Source organism: Mariniluteicoccus endophyticus (assembly GCF_054780035.1).
In genome coordinates this window covers 103,475-121,884 of the sequence record NZ_BAAGXC010000013.1, presented here as the reverse complement: position 1 = coordinate 121,884, position 18,410 = coordinate 103,475, and the positions used below count along the sequence as shown (strand labels likewise).

15 protein-coding genes and 2 pseudogenes are annotated in these 18,410 nt (G+C 71.1%); 6 read left to right on the top strand and 11 right to left on the bottom strand.

What is annotated here, in order from left to right; translation table 11 throughout:
* Positions 1–94: 94 nt before the first annotated feature.
* The gene (locus tag ACYVGD_RS04095; protein WP_460741711.1) at positions 95–1,759 is read right to left on the bottom strand and encodes an HNH endonuclease signature motif containing protein; all 1,665 of its coding nucleotides are present in this window, start codon (positions 1,757–1,759) and stop codon (positions 95–97) included.
* 318 nt (positions 1,760–2,077) lie between these two features.
* Here ACYVGD_RS04095 and ACYVGD_RS04090 point away from each other — a divergent pair, with 318 nt between their 5' ends.
* A complete protein-coding gene (locus tag ACYVGD_RS04090) occupies positions 2,078–2,293 on the top strand; it encodes a GNAT family N-acetyltransferase (RefSeq protein ID WP_460741710.1) in 216 nt (71 codons plus the stop codon).
* On the top strand, positions 2,294–2,458 hold the full coding sequence (locus ACYVGD_RS04085) for a GNAT family N-acetyltransferase (protein WP_460741709.1): 165 nt from the start codon (positions 2,294–2,296) through the stop codon (positions 2,456–2,458).
* A 490-nt stretch (positions 2,459–2,948) separates the two neighbouring features.
* On the opposite strand, the gene purL is transcribed toward ACYVGD_RS04085, so the two are convergent.
* From purL to ACYVGD_RS04050, 7 genes and pseudogenes are all read right to left on the bottom strand, one after another.
* A complete protein-coding gene (gene purL / locus ACYVGD_RS04080) occupies positions 2,949–5,207 on the bottom strand; it encodes a phosphoribosylformylglycinamidine synthase subunit PurL (protein WP_460741708.1) in 2,259 nt (752 codons plus the stop codon).
* 127 nt (positions 5,208–5,334) lie between these two features.
* Positions 5,335–5,949, bottom strand: a complete 615-nt coding sequence (locus ACYVGD_RS04075; RefSeq protein WP_460741707.1) for a hypothetical protein — start codon at positions 5,947–5,949, stop codon at positions 5,335–5,337.
* A gap of 38 nt (positions 5,950–5,987) precedes the next feature.
* Positions 5,988–6,563 carry a hypothetical protein gene (locus tag ACYVGD_RS04070; RefSeq protein WP_460741706.1) on the bottom strand — a complete coding sequence of 192 codons (576 nt, stop codon included), beginning with the start codon at positions 6,561–6,563 and terminating at the stop codon, positions 5,988–5,990.
* Positions 6,564–6,674: 111 nt separating this feature from the next.
* Positions 6,675–7,358, bottom strand: a complete 684-nt coding sequence (purQ, locus tag ACYVGD_RS04065; RefSeq protein ID WP_460741705.1) for a phosphoribosylformylglycinamidine synthase subunit PurQ — start codon at positions 7,356–7,358, stop codon at positions 6,675–6,677.
* Between the two features lie 143 nt (positions 7,359–7,501).
* Positions 7,502–7,741, bottom strand: a pseudogene (gene purS, locus ACYVGD_RS04060) (phosphoribosylformylglycinamidine synthase subunit PurS); the annotation flags it as partial.
* 44 nt (positions 7,742–7,785) lie between these two features.
* A complete protein-coding gene (locus tag ACYVGD_RS04055) occupies positions 7,786–8,922 on the bottom strand; it encodes a hypothetical protein (RefSeq protein ID WP_460741704.1) in 1,137 nt (378 codons plus the stop codon).
* Between the two features lie 55 nt (positions 8,923–8,977).
* Positions 8,978–9,844: pseudogene (locus tag ACYVGD_RS04050) on the bottom strand (phosphoribosylaminoimidazolesuccinocarboxamide synthase); the annotation flags it as partial.
* 68 nt (positions 9,845–9,912) lie between these two features.
* Here ACYVGD_RS04050 and ACYVGD_RS04045 point away from each other — a divergent pair.
* The 4 genes from ACYVGD_RS04045 to ACYVGD_RS04030 are packed head-to-tail and all read left to right on the top strand — an operon-like array spanning position 9,913 to position 14,062.
* The gene (locus tag ACYVGD_RS04045; RefSeq protein ID WP_460741703.1) at positions 9,913–10,848 is read left to right on the top strand and encodes a WcbI family polysaccharide biosynthesis putative acetyltransferase; all 936 of its coding nucleotides are present in this window, start codon (positions 9,913–9,915) and stop codon (positions 10,846–10,848) included.
* On the top strand, positions 10,839–11,861 hold the full coding sequence (locus ACYVGD_RS04040) for a hypothetical protein (RefSeq protein WP_460741702.1): 1,023 nt from the start codon (positions 10,839–10,841) through the stop codon (positions 11,859–11,861). The genes ACYVGD_RS04045 and ACYVGD_RS04040 overlap by 10 nt, the downstream gene beginning before the upstream one ends.
* Entirely contained in the window at positions 11,858–13,066 is a 1,209-nt protein-coding gene (locus ACYVGD_RS04035) for a glycosyltransferase (protein WP_460741701.1), read from the top strand. Before ACYVGD_RS04040 ends, ACYVGD_RS04035 begins: the two co-directional genes overlap by 4 nt.
* A 36-nt stretch (positions 13,067–13,102) precedes the next feature.
* Positions 13,103–14,062 carry a diacylglycerol/lipid kinase family protein gene (locus ACYVGD_RS04030; protein ID WP_460741700.1) on the top strand — a complete coding sequence of 320 codons (960 nt, stop codon included), beginning with the start codon at positions 13,103–13,105 and terminating at the stop codon, positions 14,060–14,062.
* A 153-nt stretch (positions 14,063–14,215) separates the two neighbouring features.
* Here the strand turns inward: ACYVGD_RS04030 and purB are convergent, their stop codons facing one another.
* From purB to ACYVGD_RS04015, 3 genes are all read right to left on the bottom strand, one after another.
* Entirely contained in the window at positions 14,216–15,649 is a 1,434-nt protein-coding gene (gene purB, locus ACYVGD_RS04025) for an adenylosuccinate lyase (RefSeq protein WP_460741699.1), read from the bottom strand.
* Entirely contained in the window at positions 15,646–16,926 is a 1,281-nt protein-coding gene (purD, locus tag ACYVGD_RS04020; protein WP_460741756.1) for a phosphoribosylamine--glycine ligase, read from the bottom strand. Before purD ends, purB begins: the two co-directional genes overlap by 4 nt.
* Positions 16,927–17,108: 182 nt before the next feature.
* Positions 17,109–18,395, bottom strand: a complete 1,287-nt coding sequence (locus ACYVGD_RS04015) for an adenylosuccinate synthase (RefSeq protein ID WP_460741698.1) — start codon at positions 18,393–18,395, stop codon at positions 17,109–17,111.
* Positions 18,396–18,410 lie beyond the last annotated feature (15 nt).

The window sequence follows — 18,410 nt, the reverse complement described above, 5'->3', positions numbered from 1 at the left end:
TGGGAACCAGCCGTGCCCCTCGGGGCCGCGACATCCTGCAGTTCAGGCGGTCTGGCCCTCCGTCCAGTTCAGTCGGTCGGGCCCCCCGTCCAGTTCAGGCGGCCTGGTTACCTGCCGCGGGTCGGTGGAGGGCGGGGTCGAGGGGGATGAGTTCGGGTGCTCGTTCGAGGAGTCTGGCGGCGGCCTGTCGGGCATCGGCTTCGAGTGCGGCCCGCGCGTTGTCTCGCGCGAGTCGGGCTGCTTGGCGTGTCGCCGCGCGCGTGCGTCGTCGGACACCGTTGGGGTCGAGCTTGCGTTCGACGGCCGGGTCGTCGGTGAAGGTGCCATGCGGGGACACCCAGTAGGTCTGCCCGGTGGGGGTGGTCCACTTGACCACGCCGGGTCGGACGGGTTCGACGCGGAACCGGCCGTGGGTCTTGGCCCGGTGCGCCCGAGGGTCGAGCGGGATCAGGTTGTGCGTCGCGGTCTGCCCCACCGGCCACGGCACCACATGATCCAGATCCGCAAACCTTGACCGGGAACTCCTGGTCGCGAACGGGAACGCCACCACTTGTTCCCGTGCCAGCACCTCCCAACGCTGTGCCGGTGTCGGGGCGTAGCCGGAGGTCTGGTGATCGGCGTTGAGGTCCACGACTGGGCGCACGATGACCTTCGACGCGTCTGCGAGGAGCTGGTCGAGCTGGGAGCGTGCGACCACACCCAAGCCGGTGACCTCTCCGCCGGCACCGCGGGCGGTCTCGTCGGGCCGGACCCGCACCTCCAGCTGCAGCACCATGTCACCCGCCGTCCCAGTTCCGGCAGTGGTGTGGATTGTGTTGGAGGTGGCCGGGGTGACGCCGGCGCAGTCCGTGCCGTCCGGGCCGATGCGGTCGGTGCGGCCCGGGCCGGTGTGCTGCGTGCCGCTGTGGTCTGTGCCTGCGGCGGTACGACCTGCGGCGAGGAGGGCTGCGGCTTTGGCGGGGGTGCCGAGGAGCTCAAGGGCTCGGGCACGGGGGCTGCGGTCGGCTCCGGCGGGCCACGCCACCAGAGCGTTCTGCTCTGTAGTGGGGAGTGGGTCGGGCTGGTCGGCGAGGATGCCGGCGAGTTCGGTGATGGTGGCCTCGAGTCGGAGTCCGGCTGGGCCGTCGAGCCGTGCGGACAGCTCGATGACCCCGCCTCCTGCGGGTTGGGTGTTGACGTAGCGTTCGTCGAGCGCCCGCTGGCGGCGGTGTTCCTCGCCTTCGGGGTCGATGACCGCACACAGGCGTTCGGCCTGGTTGACCATCTTGGTGGTGCCCCAGCCCGGCGCCCACGGCGCCAACCGCTCGTCGACCCGCAGCGCCTGCGCCTGCGGGAGGCCGCGCGCGGCGACGGTCTGCGCGACCTTCCTCGCGGCAGCGAACCGGACGTGTCCGGCGATCACGTGCGCCCACAGGCGCGGGTGACGGTGCTGCAGGTTCAGCACGTCGGTGATCTGCTGGGATGCCGCAGCCGGGCTGACCCCCAACGCCGGCCCGACCTCCAACACCAGGAACTCGGCCACATCGGGGGTCCCGTCAGCCCCGACCGGTAACAGGCGTTCGCCGTGGAGGACGCGGGCGTCGGCGTCGTGGTCGGCGTACTCGTCGATCCAGGAGTAGGCCTGGGCGCAGGCGGCGATCAGGAGCAGCTGGTCGATCTCTGCCTGCCGGATGCGTTCGGCGGTGTCGCGGAGCCCGCCGATCAGAGCAGGCCTGTCGGGTAGGGATTGCAGGGTCGTGGCGACGGGGGCATCGCACATGCGCCCTCTCCTTTCCGGATGTGTACTGATGTTCTAATCGTAGGGATCGGTACTGACAATTCCTGATCCGTGTACGTGGTCGGGAAGGATTGCGGGCGGGCTGGCTGCTCGTCTCGGCCGTGGGCGGCCTCGCTCGGAGAACAGTGGGCTTGGTGGTCGCGGGCTTGGGCTCCTCCGTGGTCTCGGCATTCCTGCTCACGGGTGCAGCAGCGGGCGTAGCCCACCCGTCGGCCATTGCGCGGTGGAAGCGCTCGACCCCACCGTTGGCCTGCGGGGTGCCACGGCCGCATCTTCTCTCGAATCGAGAGGGCCTCGCAGGTGTCGCGAGCTGGGCGCGGTCATGTCCACGCGCCGCGACGCTCGCCCGGCGATCCCGTTGCACCACCGTCGTGTGGGCGGCCCCTCCGCCTGCGTTTTCGCTGCATAACCGAGCACGACATCGACGCCATGTGCCAGCTCCTCGGTGACCCCAAAGTGATGGAGCACTACCCCCACCCCAAGTCACGCGACCAGGTGCGGCGCTGGATCGACTGAATGAAGAGCAACTACACCAAGCACGGCTTCGGCCTGTGGGTCCTTGAGGATCGGGCCACCGGCGAGTTCGTTAGTAATTGCGGCCTGACCGTGCGGACCGTTGACGGCCAGCAGATGATCGAGGTCGGCTACCACGTCCTGCCCAGGTACCAGCGGCAAGGCTAGGCCACCGAAGCGGCCAGAGCCCGTGTGGCTCACGGCTTGACCGAGGTGGGAGCAACCGCCGTGACGGCGATCATTGTCCCGATAACCTGGCTTCTCAGCGGTGGCGGAGCACTGCGGAATGACGATGAGCCAAGTCACCCAAGAGGCGGCTGGACACCCCGTCCACGTCTACAGCTCCAGCCAGCTTCTCTAGCGTTGAGTTCAGGGGGGCGGGCCCCGTCCGATGCCCACGGCCCAGATTCACCAAACCACGCGGATTGAGAGACCTAGGCACCCGGACGGCCGCGACCAGTCCGCTGAAGACGAGACAGGGAACGTCCACCGCTGACACCGAGGAGCTCGACATGCCCCGCTTCTCGTGTTGCCCTGCTGCGGCCAGGTCAACGCAGGCGAGCTCCTCGTCCCAGCCGCAGACGGCCTTGCTCGGAGAGCGGGACTACAGGCGGCCTCGCCCGGAGGACGGGTACGGCGGGTGCCGCAGGTACCGGGCTCAGCGTCCCATCGCCGCCGGGATCGTGGCGGTCCACGCCTCGCGGAGCTCGTCGAGCGACCAGCCGCACAGACCCTCGATGTCGAGGCGCCCCGAGTCGCGGACGGTCCCGAGACGACGGATCGGCAGGCGCGCGAGCGAGCCCTGTGCCGACTCCTGGAACCGGGCCGACTGCTCCGGCGCGACCGACACCAGCACACGGCCGGTCGACTCCGACCAGAGGGCGACGGTCGGGTCGCCCTCGATCTCGACCAGCGCGCCGAGGCCCCTGCGTACACACGACTCGAACAACGCCTGGGCGAGACCGCCGTCGGCGAGGTCGTGGGCCGAGCGCAGGAGCCCCTCCGATGCCGCCCACACGAGGTAGTCGGCGAGTCGGCGCTCATGATCGAGGTCGAGCGACGGCGGCATGCCACCGAGATGATCATGGACGACCTCGGCCCAGGCCGAGCCCGAGAGCTCCTCGCGCGTCTCGCCGATGAGCCAGATCTCGTCGCCCTCGTTCGCGAAGGCCATCGGCGTACGCCGCGCCACGTCGTCGATCACACCGAGGACGCCGACGGTCGGCGTCGGCAGGATCGTCACGTCACCGGTCTGGTTGTAGAACGAGACGTTGCCGCCGGTCACCGGCGTACCGAGCTCCTGGCAGCCCTCGACGAGACCCTCCACGGCCTCGACGAACTGCCACATGCAGGCCGGGTCCTCGGGCGAGCCGAAGTTGAGGCAGTCGGTGACCGCGACGGGCTGGGCACCGGCGGTCGCGACGTTCCGGTACGCCTCCGCGAGCGCGATCTTCGCACCCTGGCGGGGGTCGAGGTAGGCCATGCGGCTGTTGCAGTCGGTCGACAGCGCGACGCCGAGATTGGTGTCGGTGTCGATCCGCAGCATGCCGGCGTCCTCGGGCTGGGCAAGCACCGAGGCACCGCGGACGTAGCGGTCGTACTGGTCGGTGACCCAAGCTTTGTCGCACAGGTTCGGGGAGGCCACCATCTTGATCATGGTCTTGGTGATGGCGTCACCCTCGTTGTCACGGCGCAGCGCGTTGGCCGAGTCGGCCTGGACGCGGTCGATGCCGTCGGGACGGGCGTACGGACGCTCGTAGACCGGGCCGTCGTGGGCGACCGTACGCGGCGGGACATCGACGATGGTGTCGCCGTGCCAGGTGATCGTCAGGCGGTCGCCGTCGGTGACCTCGCCGACGACCGTGGCCAGCACGTCCCACTTTCGGCAGATCTCCATGAACTTCTCGACGTGCTGCGGCTCGACGACAGCCATCATGCGCTCCTGCGACTCGCTCATGAGGATCTCCTCGGGCGAGAGCGTGGAGTCGCGCAGCGGCACCGTGTCGAGCTCGACGTGCATGCCGCCGTCACCGGCCGACGCCAGCTCCGACGTGGCGCACGACAGGCCGGCGCCGCCAAGGTCCTGGATGCCGGAGATGACCTTGGCCTCGAACAGCTCGAGCGTGCACTCGATGAGCAGCTTCTCCATGAACGGGTCGCCGACCTGGACGCTCGGACGCTTCGCGGGACCGTCGGCGTCGAACGTCTCGGACGCGAGCACCGAGACGCCGCCGATGCCGTCACCGCCGGTCGCCGCGCCGTAGAGGATGACCTTGTTGCCCGCTCCGGAGGCGTGGGCCAGGTGGAGGTCCTCGTGGCGCAGCACGCCGACGCACAGGGCGTTGACGAGCGGGTTGCCGGCGTATGTCTTGTCGAAGAACACCTCGCCGCCGATGTTGGGCAGGCCGAGGCAGTTGCCGTAGCCGCCCACGCCCGCGACGATGCCCGGCATCACGCGGCGCGTGTCGTCGGCCCCGAGCGGGCCGAAGCGCAGCGGATCCATGACGCCGATGGGGCGGGCGCCCATGGCGAGGATGTCGCGGACGATGCCGCCCACGCCGGTCGCCGCGCCCTGGTAGGGCTCGACGTAGGACGGGTGATTGTGGGACTCGGCCTTGAACGTGACCGCGTAGCCGTGGCCGATGTCGACCACGCCCGCGTTCTCACCGATGCCGGCCAGCAGCGGGCCGCGCGGCGTCGTCTGGTCGAGCACGCCGAACTTCTTCAGGTGGACCTTCGACGACTTGTAGGAGCAGTGCTCCGACCACATCACCGAATACATCGCGAGCTCGGCCGACGTCGGGCGGCGGCCGAGGATCTCGCGGATCCGCGCGTACTCGTCCTGCTTCAGCCCGAGGTCCTTCCAGGGCTGCTCGACGTCGGGGGTCTTCTTGGCGTTGTCAACGGTGTCGGCCACGGCGTCAATCTATCGCGTACGCAGCGGCACGGCTCGCTTTCGCCACACGGTGCCGGGCTCCTCGTCTCGCTGGCGCTCGCTCGGAGAGCGGAAGGACTGGCGCTCGCTCGGAGAGCGGAAGGACAGGTCAGCGTCCGGTGCGCGCCAGGCCCCCGCGATCCGACTTCGGCGCCTGGGCCGGCGCCTGGACCTTGGGGCCGGACTGCGCCGCAGGTGCAGCACCGGCGGCACACGCCGCGGTCGGGGCCACGAACACGCCCGACCAGTCTCCGGCCGGGGACGTCACGGTCAGGTGGTAGGTGGCGCCGGGGACGAACCCGCCCTGCGGCAGGAAGGTGTCGACGCGGGTCGCGGGGTCGCCGCCCTGCTGGAGCTGTCGCGTGATGACGCTCGTGCCCGCGGGCGTCCAGCCGAACTCGGCCCACGCACCGCCGGTCTCCACGCTGGCGCGGGCCGGCTGCGTGGTGCAGGTGGGCACCTCGATGCGCAGCGACCGGTCGGAGTTGTCGCGCGACCCCTCGCACGCCCCACCCCGGAAGGTGAACGAGGCGCTGCTGCCGCTCGCGGTGACCGTGTAGCCCTGACCGTCGCGCCAGCCCTGGCCCTGGCCGGGGGCGGCGAAGCCGACGGACGCCGTGCCGTTCGCGTCGGCGACGGCGGAGCGCGTCTCACGGATGCTGGTGGCGCCGGTCAGCAGGACGATCTCGACCTGCGCGCCGGGCGTCGCTCCCGTGACCTGCACGGTGGCCGCCTCGCCGGAGCACGTCGGCGTACGCACCGTCACGACCGGGCGGGCCGCCTCGTCGCCGGGGTCGGGATCGGGGTCGGGGCCGGCGTCGGGGCCGGGCCCTGGACACCGGCGCGGACCTCGAACCCGCCGCGTGCGGCGTTGGTGGAGCCGTCGGGCGTGAACGCCTGGAAGTAGTAGCTGTGCCCGGCCTTCCAGCCGCCCGCGGGCGCGGCGAACTGGAGGGTGCCGATGCCGCCGGAGCCGATGTGTCCGTTCAGCTCACCGACCCACTGGTCGGTCGTGGTGTCGATGACGATGCCGCCGATGGCGCGGGCGGCCGGGCCCTCCACCTGCATGACGGCGGGGCCCGTCGCCGACGCGGGCGGGAACACGTGGGCGCGGAGGCGCTCGCGGGTGAAGGTCGGCTCGGGGGTGGGCGTCGCCGTGGGGCTCGGCCTGCGACCACGACGCGGTGGCGCGGAACGCGTGGTTGTAGACGGCTTGTGGTGGCGGCGGAACAGCGTCGCGAAGTCGGCCTCGACGGCGTCACGCAGGCCCTCCCACAGGTCGTGGTCGGTCGGCTCTGTCGTCACGTCGTCGTCCCGACAGGCGGCGAGTGGTGGCATGGGCGGATCCTTGTCATTGGTCTCGCCCCGGTGGAGTGCGGCGACGATCCCCCGGTTCCGCCGAAAGGTCTCGGTTTGGTCGCGGTGCGTGACCGCGACCCGGCGTACGCGTCAGCCGGCGACCGCGGCCAGGAAACGCTCGACCGAGCCGAAGATGCGGCGCCCGTCGAGCGTGGGACCGACGAGCTCCTCCACGTTGTGCTCCGGGTGGGGCATGAGGCCCACCACGTTGCCGCGCTCGTTGGTGATGCCGGCGATGTCGTTGATCGAGCCGTTGGGGTTGCCGCCGATGTAGCGGAACACGACCTGGTTCTCGCCCTCGAGGCGCTTGACGGTCTCAGCGTCGGCCTGGAAGTTGCCCTCGCCGTTCTTCAGCACGATCGTGATCTCGTCACCGTCGTCGAAGCGGTTGGTCCACACGGTGTCGTTGGTCTCCACGCGCAGGCCCTGATCGCGGCACACGAAGGTGCGGACGTCGTTGCGGATCAGCGCGCCGGGCAACAAGTGAGCCTCGCACAGCACCTGGAAGCCGTTGCAGATGCCGAGGACGGGCATGCCCTGCTCGGCGCGACGGATGATGTCGGCCATGACCGGCGAGAACCGGGCGATGGCGCCGCAGCGCAGGTAGTCGCCGTAGGAGAAGCCACCCGGCAGGATCACCGCGTCGACGTGGTCGATCGTGTCGTTGGCGTGCCACAGCGGCACCGGCGTCATGCCGCAGACCTCTACGGCGCGCAGCGCGTCGCGGTCGTCGAGCGTGCCGGGGAAGGTGACGACACCGATGCGTGCGGTCACTTGTCGGCCTTCTTCTCGACCGCTTCCTTCACCGGCTGGGCCCCGGCGGGGGCGGCCTTCACCGGCTGGGTGGGCTGGGCCTTCGTCGGCTCGATGCCGGGACGCGGGGCCGTGACCGCCTCGGCCTTCTCGGCGACGGCCTGGTCCTCGACGTGGACCTCGAAGTTCTCGATCACGGTGTTGCACAGCAGCTTCTCGGCGGCCTCGCGCACCTTCGCGACGGCGGCGTCGTCGATCTTGCCGTCGATCTCGATCTCGAATCGCTTGCCCTGTCGGACCTGGAGCCCGGCGAAACCGAGGCGCTCGAGAGCGCCGGTCACGGCCTTCCCCTGGGGGTCGAGGATCTCGGGCTTGGGCATGACTTCTACGACGACACGGGCCATGCCGCGATCCTAACGTGTTCGGCGCATCTCGTGGCCGAAGCAGCTCACAGCGGTCGCCACGAGCCGATGATCTGATCCTCCATCGATGCGGGCATCTCCTGGTCGATGCCGATGTGGCGGGTGATGACGAGCATCGCCTTCTGGTTGGCCGACATGGGTGCGGTGGCGATCGTGATGCTGTAGCGCGGGGCCGGGCAGTCTTCGTCGGGGACGGCGACGTCGAAGGTGACGTTGGCGACGTCGGCCTCCGCGGCACCGCCGTTGATCTGCACGGTGCGCCGGGTGGGCTCGGGGACGGGGTGCTGGGTCTTGGTCTTGGTGTCGAACTGGGCCAGCCGGCCCCAGCGGCGGATGGCCTCGTCGACGTTGTCGTTCGGGTTGGACTTCGAGCCGATGGTGATGAAGCCGACCCGGCCGCGGTCGGTGAACTGCTTGCCGCACGTGCCCTGCAGGTAGACGCCGGCGCAGTGGGCGAGCACGATCTCGTTGTTGTCGCCCTCGAAACCCCAGATGACGCCGTTGTTCTGCTTCCAGTCGGGGGGCAGATCGATCGCGGCGGAGTCCTTCACGCTGCCCAGCGACTGCCAGCCGGGGCTCTTGGCGGCGACGGCACGGGTCGGACAGCTCGAGCCCCCGTCGCCCGACGGGGTGGGGCTCGCGCTCGGCTTCGGGGAGGCCGTCGGCGAGGGGGTCGGCTGCGTCGTGGTCGTGGGTGGTGGCGCGACGGGGCCGTCCTCCTTCGGGTTGAGCAGCGAGTAGGCGAGGACGCCGACGAGCACGAGCACCAGCACCCCGACTCCGATGATCAGGGCCGGTCCCGCCGCGGACTTCCTGGGGGGTTCGGAGCCGAGCCCACCGCCGCCGGGCCCGTTTCCGGAGCCACTGCCCGCGGGCGGCCAGCCCGAACCGCCGCCGGACGGCTGCCAGCCCTGTGCCCCCTGCTGACCCCAGGCCTGCTGCTGACCCTGGTTGGGCCAGCCCTGCTGGGGCTGCTGGCCCCAGCCGCCCTGACCGGAGCCGCCCGGGGCGGGCTGCTGCGGCCAGCCGCCGCCGGAGGATCCCTGGGCACCCCAGCCACCCTGACCGGCGCCGCCCTGACCGTAGCCGCCCTGTCCGTAGCCGCCCTGTCCGTAGCCGCCCTGTCCGTAACCGCCGCTGTGCCAGCCGCCCGAGTTCGTCATGGGCGGCATCCTAGGACGCGGACTGGGCCACGGCAGGTCAGGCGACGAAGGTGCGGCCAGTCAGGCGCTCGTACGCGTCCACGTAGCGTGCCCGCGTCGCCTCCACGACCTCGGCGGGCAGCGCGGGCGGCGCGGTCTCCGCCGCCTTGTCCCACCCGGACTCGCGCGTCAGCCAGTTTCGGACGAACTGCTTGTCGAACGAGTCGAGCGAGTCGGGCCAGGTCGCGGCCTCCCAGAAGCGCGACGAGTCGGGCGTCAGCACCTCGTCGGCCAGCACCACGGTGCCGTCGGCGCGTACGCCGAACTCCAGCTTGGTGTCGGCCAGGATGATGCCGCGCTCGCGGGCGATCTTCTCCGCGGTGGCGTACACCTGCAGGGTGAGGTCGCGCACGCGCTCGGCCAGGTCCTGGCCGATGGTCGCGACGACGGTGTCGAAGTCGACGTTCTCGTCGTGCTCTCCGAGCTCGGCCTTGGTGGCCGGGGTGAAGATCGGCTCGGGCAGGCGGGCGCCGTCGGTGAGGCCCTCGGGCAGCGGTACGCCGCACACCGAGCGCGACTGCTGGTACTCGACCCAGCCGGAGCCGGTCAGGTAGCCGCGCGCCACGCACTCGACGGGAATCATGTCGAGCTTCTCGCACACGATGGCGCGGCCCTCGACGAGCGTGGGGACGTCGGTCGACAGCACGTGGTTCGGCACGACATCGGCGAGCTGGTCGAACCACCACAGCGACATCTGGGCGAGGATCTTGCCCTTGTCGGGGATCTGGCTGTCGAGCACCCAGTCGTACGCGGAGATGTTGTCGGTGGCGACCATCAGCATGGCGTCGTCGCGAACCCTGCCGCCGCCGTCGGGCAGGGCGTACAGCTCGCGCACCTTTCCGGCGTGGATCAGGGGCAGGCCGAGGCTGGCGTAGGTGCTCACAACGAGATTTAACCACCTGGGGCGCCCCGAGGGATGTCGCGCGCGTCTGCAGGCCTACCATCCGTCGCATGACACAGCAGGCGCTGCCGCGCGACGCGGCCGACGGCAGGGTCCGTCACTACGGGCACTTCTACGGCCTCGACGCGGTCGTCGACGACGACCGGCCGCTGTGTGTCGTCCTGGGGAACTGCCAGGCCGAAGCCCTGCGGGTTCTGCTGGACGGGGCCCCGTCATCGCCCCTGCGGACGGTGCGGATCCCCCCGGTCTTCGAGCTCACCGCCGCCGACCTGACCCACCTCGACGCACTGCTGGAGCGCATCGACGTGCTTGTCACACAGCCGGTCCGTGCCGGGTACGCCGGCCTGCCGCTGGGCACCGAGGAGGTCGTGCGCCGCCTGCGCCCCGGCGCCCGCGTGGTGCGGGTTCCGGTGTGCTTCTACGCCGGGCTTTACCCGTGGCAGGTCCTGGTGCGTACGCCGGAGTCCGGCGACCCGCCCGGCGTCCCCTACCACGACCTGCGGACGGTGCTCGAGGTCGCGACGGGCACCCGTCCGGCCGCGCCGGCCAGCCCGGACGGGATTCGAGCCGTCGCGGCCGCCTCGGTCGCGGAGCTGGCCCGCCGAGAGCGGGTGGCGGGGACCCTCGTGGTGTCGGACCTGTTGGCGGCGGCGGGTGCCGACGCCTGCCACGTCGTCAACCACCCCGGCAACACGCTGCTGGTGGGGCTGGCGCGGCGCGTTCAGGCCGCGCTGGGGCTCGTCGAGGACGCCTGTGCACCCGAGCGGGTGCTGCTGTCTGAGCTCTTCGCCCCGCTGTATGGAGAGGTGGTGGATGCGTTGGGTCTCACGGCCGTACCGCGGCCCGGGTGGACCCACCGCGGCCGGGAGGTCAGCGACGCGGAGGTCTCCTCGGTGCAGCGGGAGTGGCTGCGCGCCCACCCCGACATCGTCGACCTGGCCCTGCAACGGCACGCGACCACCGCCCGGGAGCTGGGATGGCTGTGACGACCCACCTCGTGGTCGGGCCGCCGGAGCACGGGGTGACCCGGTGCGCACTCGACCTGCTGACGACCGATGCCCTGCGCCAGGCACCGCGGGTGAGGCTCGCCGACGGGATCGGCGCCGACCTGGTGGGCGCCGTATGCGACACCGACACCACCGGCGGCCTCCACGTCCACTTCACCGATCGCCTGTTCGGGCGGACCGCGGATGCGGCGGCGGCGGCGTTGGAGGCGCTCGCCGGCGCCGTGGCGACGACCGTGACCCTTCACGACGTGCCGCAGCCCTCCGACGGCGAGACCGGCTTCCCGCGGCGGGCGGCGGCTTATGCCCGAGTCGTGGCGGCGGCGCGCGGGGTGATCGTCAGCAGCGAGCACGAGTCGGCGCTGCTGGACGACGCCCTGGCGCGGGCCGGGACGGCCCCGAGGCGCCCACGGGTCGTCGTGCCGCTGGCGATCACCGAGGGGGTCACCGCCGAACCCCCGGCCGACGCGCCCGGCATTTCACCCGACCTGGTCCTGCTGGGCTTCCTGTATCCCGGCAAGGGCCACGCCGAGGCCCTGGAGGCACTGGCGAGCCTGCCGCCGGAGGTCGGCCTCCTCGCGCTGGGGCGCCCGTCCCCCGGCCACGACAACCTCGTCGACGACCTCGCCGCGCGGGCCGCCGTGCTGGACCGGCGCTTCGCGGTCACCGGCTGGGTGCCCGACGCCGATCTGCCGCGCCAGCTCGGCGCCGCTGCGGTGCCCGTCGCCCCGCACGCCCACCTGTCGGCGTCGGGATCGATCAACACGTGGCTGGCCGCCGGGCGCCGCCCCCTGGTGCCCCGCAGCCGGTACGCCGAGGAGCTGGAGCGCCGGTGCCCGGGCGCGCTGTGGATCTACGACGACCTGGCGACCGCGTGCGCGCAGGCGCTGGCCGACCCCGCAGGGACGTGGCTGGCCCCAGATGTACGCCTCGCCCCGCCCCTCGCCGAGGCCGGCGCGGCCTACCGGGACGTGCTGGCCGGGTGGCACCGATGACCACCGCCGCCGTGGTGGTTCCCCACTACCGCGACCAGGCCCGGCTCGACCTGGTGCTGGCGGGCCTCGACCTGCAGACCCGCCGCGACTTCGAGGTCGTCGTCGCCGACGACGGCTCGCCGGAGCCCCCGCACACCGGCGACCGCCCCTACCCGGTGCGGGTGGTGCGACAGGCCGACGAGGGCTTTCGGGCGTCCGCGGCGCGCCACCTGGGGGCCTCGGCGACCGACGCCGGGCTGCTGGTCTTCCTCGACGGCGACACCGTGCCCGAGCCCGCCTATCTCGAGCACCTCCTGCCCGTGCTGGGGCAGGGGCCGCGCGGCACCCTGGCGGTGGGCCGGCGACGCCACGCCGACCTCGGGGGCTGGACGCCCGACCGGCTGCGCGCCTGGTTGGGGGGAGGTGCCCCGGCCCCCACCGAGCTGCCCGAGCCCGCGTGGCTCACCGACGCGTACGCCGCGTCCGACGACCTGCGCGACGCCGACGACCGGTCCTACCGGTTCGTCATCAGCGCAGTGATGGCGTTGCCACGGGAGCTGTACGCCCGGGCCGGCGGCTTCGACCCTGGTTTCGTCGGTTACGGTGGCGAGGACTGGGACTTGGCCCACCGCTGCTGGCTGGCCGGCGGTGACCTCCGCCACGTCCCGGCGGCCGTGGCGTGGCACGATGGCCCCGACTTCGCGGGCCGCGGCGACGACGCGCGCCTGGCCAAGGACGCCGAGACGTTGCGACTGGCGCACGTGCTGACCGATCCGTACGCCCGGGGCGACGGTCTGGTCTGGGAGGTCCCCGAGACGACCGTGACGCTCCACGGCCGACCCGACCCCGGCCAGCTGGCCGCCACCGCCTCGTCGTTGCTGCGGGGCAGCGACGCCGCGGTGTGGTGTGCCGACCTCGGGGACCTCCCGGCCGGGCTCGGTAGGGACCCGCGGCTCCACACGGGCCGCCCGCCGTCGCGGGTCCTGCAGCGCTCTCGGCACCGGGTCGACGTACTCACCCCCGTGCTCCTCGACCAGCCCCTCGCCGCGGTCGTCTCGGACGGCCCGGCCGACCTGATGGCCGACGGCGAGGTCGTGGCGCGGGTGCGGCACACGCGCGACCTCGCCCGCGACCAGACCACCGCGCCGCGGGTCGCGGCCGCCCAGCGGGGCGTACGCCGCTGCCCCGGCGCTCCCCTCGAGGCGCTGTGGGGCGGATGGGCCTGACTCGCCCACAGGCGCGCGGGTGAGGACAATGGAGACATGTCTCTCGCCGCCATCGCATACAACCCCGTCAAGGTCGACCTCGAACGGCTGCGCGCCGTCGTGGCGCAGGCCGAGAAGGAGCACGGCTGGGAGCCGAGCCTGTGGCTCGAGACCTCCGAGGAGGACCCAGGTGCGGGCATGGCCCGCGAGGCCGTCGAGCGCGGCGCGGACGTCGTCGTGGCCGCGGGTGGTGACGGCACCGTTCGTGCGGTGGCCGAGGGCCTGCGCGACAGCGGCGTACGCCTGGCCCTGCTGCCTGCCGGGACGGGCAACCTGCTCGCCCGCAACCTCCACCTCACCCTCGACGACATGGAACACTCGGTCGAGACGATCTTCTCGGGCACCGACCGGCCCGTCGACCTCGGCCTCGCCACGCTCGTACGCCCCGGTGGCCGCCAGGAACAGCACGCGTTCCTCGTGATGGCCGGCCTCGGCCTCGACGCGCAGATGATCGCGAACTCCGACGAGGAGCTCAAGGACAGGATCGGCGCCCTCGCCTACGTGAAGTCGATCGCGACCTCCCTCAAAGAGGCCCACCGCATGCGCCTGCGCTACCGGCTCGACGACGACCCTCCCCGTCGCGCGCGCGTCCACACCATCATGATCGGCAACTGCGGGTCGTTGCAGGGCAACATCCTGCTGCTGCCCGATGCGGCGGTCGACGACGGTTTCCTCGACGTGGTCGCCCTCAAACCGGAGGGCCCTGCGGGTTGGCTGCAGATCGCATGGAAGGTGTTGGTCGAGAACGCGATCCTCAAGCGCGCCGACGCGGGGGTGAAGATCCCCGGCACCCAGGTCCGTACGCTGAGCTACCAGCAGTGCCGCCGCATGGATGCCGTGCTGAGTGATACGCACGACATCGAGCTCGACGGCGACCACTTCGGCGTGGTGACCGCCTTCCGCGCCGAGGTCGACCCCGGCGGCATCCTGGTCCGCGTACCTCGCGACGAGGACTGACCGCCTGACCTCAGGCCCATGCCCGACGGCCCGGCCACGAGCATGGCCATCGCCGCCAAAGCGCTGCCCGTCCTGTCTCGCCCACCGGTGCAGGCGACCTCACCGGGCTGGCGAGGGCCCACATCGCGTCGGGGAAGGGTTCTTCTCGCGCCGTCAGAGCACCGAGCCGACGGTGTACGCAGCCGCCCGGGGATGAGCCTCGGCGAGCTCTTGGACGCGCGCGACGAGGCGCTCGACCTGCGTACGCGCCGCCCCGGTGAGCTCGATCGGCTCGGCCAGCAGGGAGTCGAGCTGGTCCTTCGTCAGGCCCAGGCGGGAGTCGCCGGCCAGGCGGTCGAGCAGGTCGTTGTCCGTGCGCCCGGTCTCGCGCATCTCCAGCGCGACGGCGACCGCATGCTCCTTGATCGCCTCGTGGGCCTCCTCGCGGCCGACACCGTTGCGGACGGCGGCCATGAGGACCTTCGTGGTCGTCAGGAACGGCAGGTAGCGGCGCAGCTCGGTCTCCACGACGGCCGGGAACGCGCCGAAGTTCTGCAGGACCGTCAGGAACGTCTCGAACAGCCCGTCGACGGCGTAGAACGCGTCGGGCAGCGCGACCCGGCGTACGACCGAGCACGACACGTCACCCTCGTTCCACTGGTCACCCGCGAGCTCGCCGATCATGGACACGTACCCGCGCACGATGACGGCGAAGCCGTTGACGCGCTCGCACGAGCGGGTGTTCATCTTGTGGGGCATCGCCGACGAGCCGACCTGGCCCTTCTGGAAGCCCTCGGTGACGAGCTCGTGGCCGGCCATGAGGCGGATCGACGTGGCCACGTTCGACGGGGCGGCGACGACCTGGGCCAGCGCGGTGACGACGTCGTAGTCGAGCGAGCGCGGGTAGACCTGACCGGTCGAGGTGAGCACGTTGGCGAAGCCGAGGTGGTCGCCGATTCGCTGCTCGAGCTCGGCGAGCTTCTCCTCGTCGCCGCCGAGCAGGTCGAGCATGTCCTGAGACGTGCCGACCGGGCCCTTGATGCCGCGCATCGGGTAGCGGGCGATGAGCTCATCGACGCGGCGGTGGGCCACGAGCAGCTCGTCGGTCGCCGTGGCGAACCGCTTGCCGAGCGTCGTGATCTGGGCGGCGACGTTGTGGGAGCGTCCGGCCATCGCCAGCGCGGCGTGGTCGGCGGCGATGCGCGTGAGGCCGACGAGCACGGTCACCATGCGGTCACGCACGAGCTCGAGCGACTGGCGCACTTGAAACTGCTCCACGTTCTCGGTGAGGTCGCGCGACGTCATGCCCTTGTGGATGTGCTCGTGGCCGGCCAAGGCGTTGAATTCCTCGATGCGGGCCTTCACGTCGTGCTTGGTGACGCGCTCGCGGTCGGCGATCGAGGCCAGGTCGACCTGGTCGATGACGGCCTCGTACGCGGAGATCACTGCGTCGGGGTCGTCGCCGCCGAAGTCGACGCCCAGGTCGCGCTGGGCGGCCATGACGGCGAGCCAGAGCTGGCGCTCGGCGACGATCTTGTTCTCGGGCGACCAGATGTCCTGCATCGCCTTCGACGCGTAGCGCGTCGCGAGGACGTTGGGGATCGTCACTGGAACAGGCCCCCCGCCGGCACCTGCCACGCCATGGTGCCCTCGGTGGCGTCCTTGGCGATGTCGGTGCGCCAGAACACGTCGCGCATGAAGATCGAGCTGATGGCGGCGTACACCATGTTGCGGGCGAACTTCAGGTTGTGGCCGCGGCCGACGACAGTGAGCACGCGGCCGCCGCCGATGACGAGGTTGCCCATCTCGTCGCGGGCGGTGCCCGAGTGGATGAAGCGGATGTTGCCCGAGCGGAACTGGTTCTCGGCGATCTTGGTGCCGGTCTTGTACTCACCGGGGTAGCCGTCGGCGCACATGACGACGGCGACGGCGGCGCCCGGGTGGAACTTCAGCGGCGGCTCCTCGTCGAGATTCCCGTCGGCGGCGGCCTTCAGCACTCGTCCGAGCGGCGTCTCGAGCATGAGCAGCAGGGCTTGTGTCTCGGGGTCGCCGAAGCGAGCGTTGAACTCGATGACCTTCACGCCCTTGGAGGTCAGGGCGAGGCCGGCGTACAGGAGGCCGGTGAAGGGGATGTCGCGCTTGTTCATCTCGTCGACGACGGGCTGGGCGATCTTCTCGACGACCTGGTCGGACAGGTCGTCGGGAGCCCACGGCAGCGGCGTGTACGCGCCCATGCCGCCGGTGTTGGGGCCGTTGTCGGTGTCGCCGACGCGCTTGTAGTCCTGGGCGGGTTGGAACGCACGGACGGTCTTGCCGTCGGTGATGGCGAACAGGGAGACCTCGGGGCCGTCGAGGTATTCCTCGATGACGACGCGCTCGCACTGCGCGGCGTGGGCGAGGGCCTCGTCGCGGTCCGCGGTGACGACAACGCCCTTGCCGGCGGCGAGGCCATCGTCCTTGACGACGTAGGGGGCGCCGAACTCGTCGAGCGCGGCGGAGGCCTCCTCGGGCGTGGTGCACACGCGCGACTGGGCGGTGGGGACGCCGGCGGCCGCCATGATCTCCTTGGCGAACGCCTTGGAGCCCTCGATCTGTGCGGCCTCCTTCGACGGGCCGAAGCAGGAGATGCCCGCAGCGCGCACGGTGTCGGCGACGCCGCCGACGAGCGGGGCCTCCGGGCCGATGACGACGAGGTCGACCTCCAGCTCCTTGGCGAGCGCGGTCACGGCGTCACCGTCGAGCGGGTCGACGGGGTGCAGCTCGGCGACGCGTGCCATGCCGGGGTTGCCCGGGGCCACGAACACCTCGCTCACACCGGGATCCTCGGACAGCGAGTACGCGAGCGCGTGCTCGCGGCCGCCCGAGCCGATCACAAGAACCTTCATGCCACGCGGAGCCTCAGTCGTCATAGGCCCCACCTTAGTGGCGTCGCGCCACTCCGTCGGGCCTGTGCCAAACGCGCGCGAGCGTACGCGGACCCTCACGCGAGCACACAACAGGCCGAAAACTCCACAACAGGCGTTGCATGACCTGTTGTGAAGTTTTCGGCCTGTTGTAACGCGATCAATCAGTCAAGAAGGCTGCGGACCATGACCGACTGCTCGCGGCCGGGGCCGACGCCGATGCCGGAGATGCGGCAGCCGATGAGTTCCTCGAGGCGGTGGACGTAGTCCTGGGCCTTCTGGGGCAGGTCGGAGAACTCGCGGCAGCCGGAGATGTCCTCCTGCCAGCCGTCGAGCTCCTCGAAGATGGGCTTGGCGTCGTGGAACTCGGACTGGTTGGTCGGCATGTGGTCGTGGCGTACGCCGTTGACGTCGTAGGCGACGCAGACCGGGATCTTGTCCCAGCCCGACAGGATGTCGAGCTTGGTGAGGAAGATGTCGGTGCAGCCGTTGAACTTGGCGGCCTGCTCGACGACGAGGGCGTCGAACCAGCCGCAGCGGCGCGGACGGCCGGTCGTGACGCCGAACTCGCCGCCCTGAGCGCGCAACCGGTCGCCGTCGGCGTCGAACAGCTCCGTCGGGAACGGCCCCTCGCCGACACGCGTGGTGTAGGCCTTGGCGATGCCGACGACACGATCGATGCGTGTGGGGCCGACGCCCGTGCCGGTGCAGGCGCCGCCCGCGGTCGGGTTGGACGACGTCACGTAGGGGTAGGTGCCGTGGTCGACGTCGAGGTGGTGGGCCTGAGCGCCCTCGAAGAGCACGACGTTGCCCTCGTCGAGCGCGTCATTGAGGAGGCGACCGGCGTCGACGACCATCGGGCGGACGCGGTCGGCGTACGACAGCAGCTCGTCGGCGATGGCCTGCGGGTCTTCGGCGCGACGGTTGTAGACCTTGATGAGGAGCTGGTTCTTCTGGTCGAGGGCCGCCTCGACCTTCTGGCGCAGGATGGTCTCGTCGAACAGGTCCTGGATGCGCAGACCCATGCGGTTGACCTTGTCGCTGTATGCCGGGCCGACCCCGCGACCGGTCGTGCCGATTCGGCGCTTGCCGAGGAAGCGCTCGGTCACCTTGTCGATCGTGCGGTGGTAGGGCGCGATGATGTGGGCGTTCGAGCTGATCTTGAGGTTGTCGACGGGTACGCCGCGGGCCTCGAGGTCGGTGATCTCCTGGAAGAGCACCTCTAGATCGACGACCACGCCGTTGCCGATGACCGGGGTGGTGTTGGGCTGGAGCAGGCCGCTGGGCAGCAGGTGCATCGCGTACTTCTCGCCATTGACCACCAGCGTATGTCCGGCGTTGTTGCCGCCGGAGAAGCGGACGCAGTAGTCGACGCGATCGCCGATCTGGTCCGTCGCCTTGCCCTTGCCCTCGTCGCCCCACTGGGCGCCGACCACGATGATGCCGGGCATTCTCAGCCTCCCCTG

Bases quoted from the DNA above. Each gene is read 5' to 3' on its own strand.
- ACYVGD_RS04085 (WP_460741709.1), top strand. From the start codon at position 2,294: ATGAAGAGCAACTACACCAAGCACGGCTTCGGCCTGTGGGTCCTTGAG.
- ACYVGD_RS04035 (WP_460741701.1), top strand. From the start codon at position 11,858: ATGACCACCGCCGCCGTGGTGGTTCCCCACTACCGCGACCAGGCCCGG.
- ACYVGD_RS04095 (WP_460741711.1), bottom strand. From the start codon at position 1,759: ATGTGCGATGCCCCCGTCGCCACGACCCTGCAATCCCTACCCGACAGG.
- ACYVGD_RS04040 (WP_460741702.1), top strand. From the start codon at position 10,839: ATGGCTGTGACGACCCACCTCGTGGTCGGGCCGCCGGAGCACGGGGTG.
- ACYVGD_RS04045 (WP_460741703.1), top strand. From the start codon at position 9,913: ATGACACAGCAGGCGCTGCCGCGCGACGCGGCCGACGGCAGGGTCCGT.
- ACYVGD_RS04030 (WP_460741700.1), top strand. From the start codon at position 13,103: ATGTCTCTCGCCGCCATCGCATACAACCCCGTCAAGGTCGACCTCGAA.
- purD (WP_460741756.1), bottom strand. From the start codon at position 16,926: ATGAAGGTTCTTGTGATCGGCTCGGGCGGCCGCGAGCACGCGCTCGCG.
- ACYVGD_RS04055 (WP_460741704.1), bottom strand. From the start codon at position 8,922: ATGACGAACTCGGGCGGCTGGCACAGCGGCGGTTACGGACAGGGCGGC.
- ACYVGD_RS04070 (WP_460741706.1), bottom strand. From the start codon at position 6,563: ATGCCACCACTCGCCGCCTGTCGGGACGACGACGTGACGACAGAGCCG.
- ACYVGD_RS04015 (WP_460741698.1), bottom strand. From the start codon at position 18,395: ATGCCCGGCATCATCGTGGTCGGCGCCCAGTGGGGCGACGAGGGCAAG.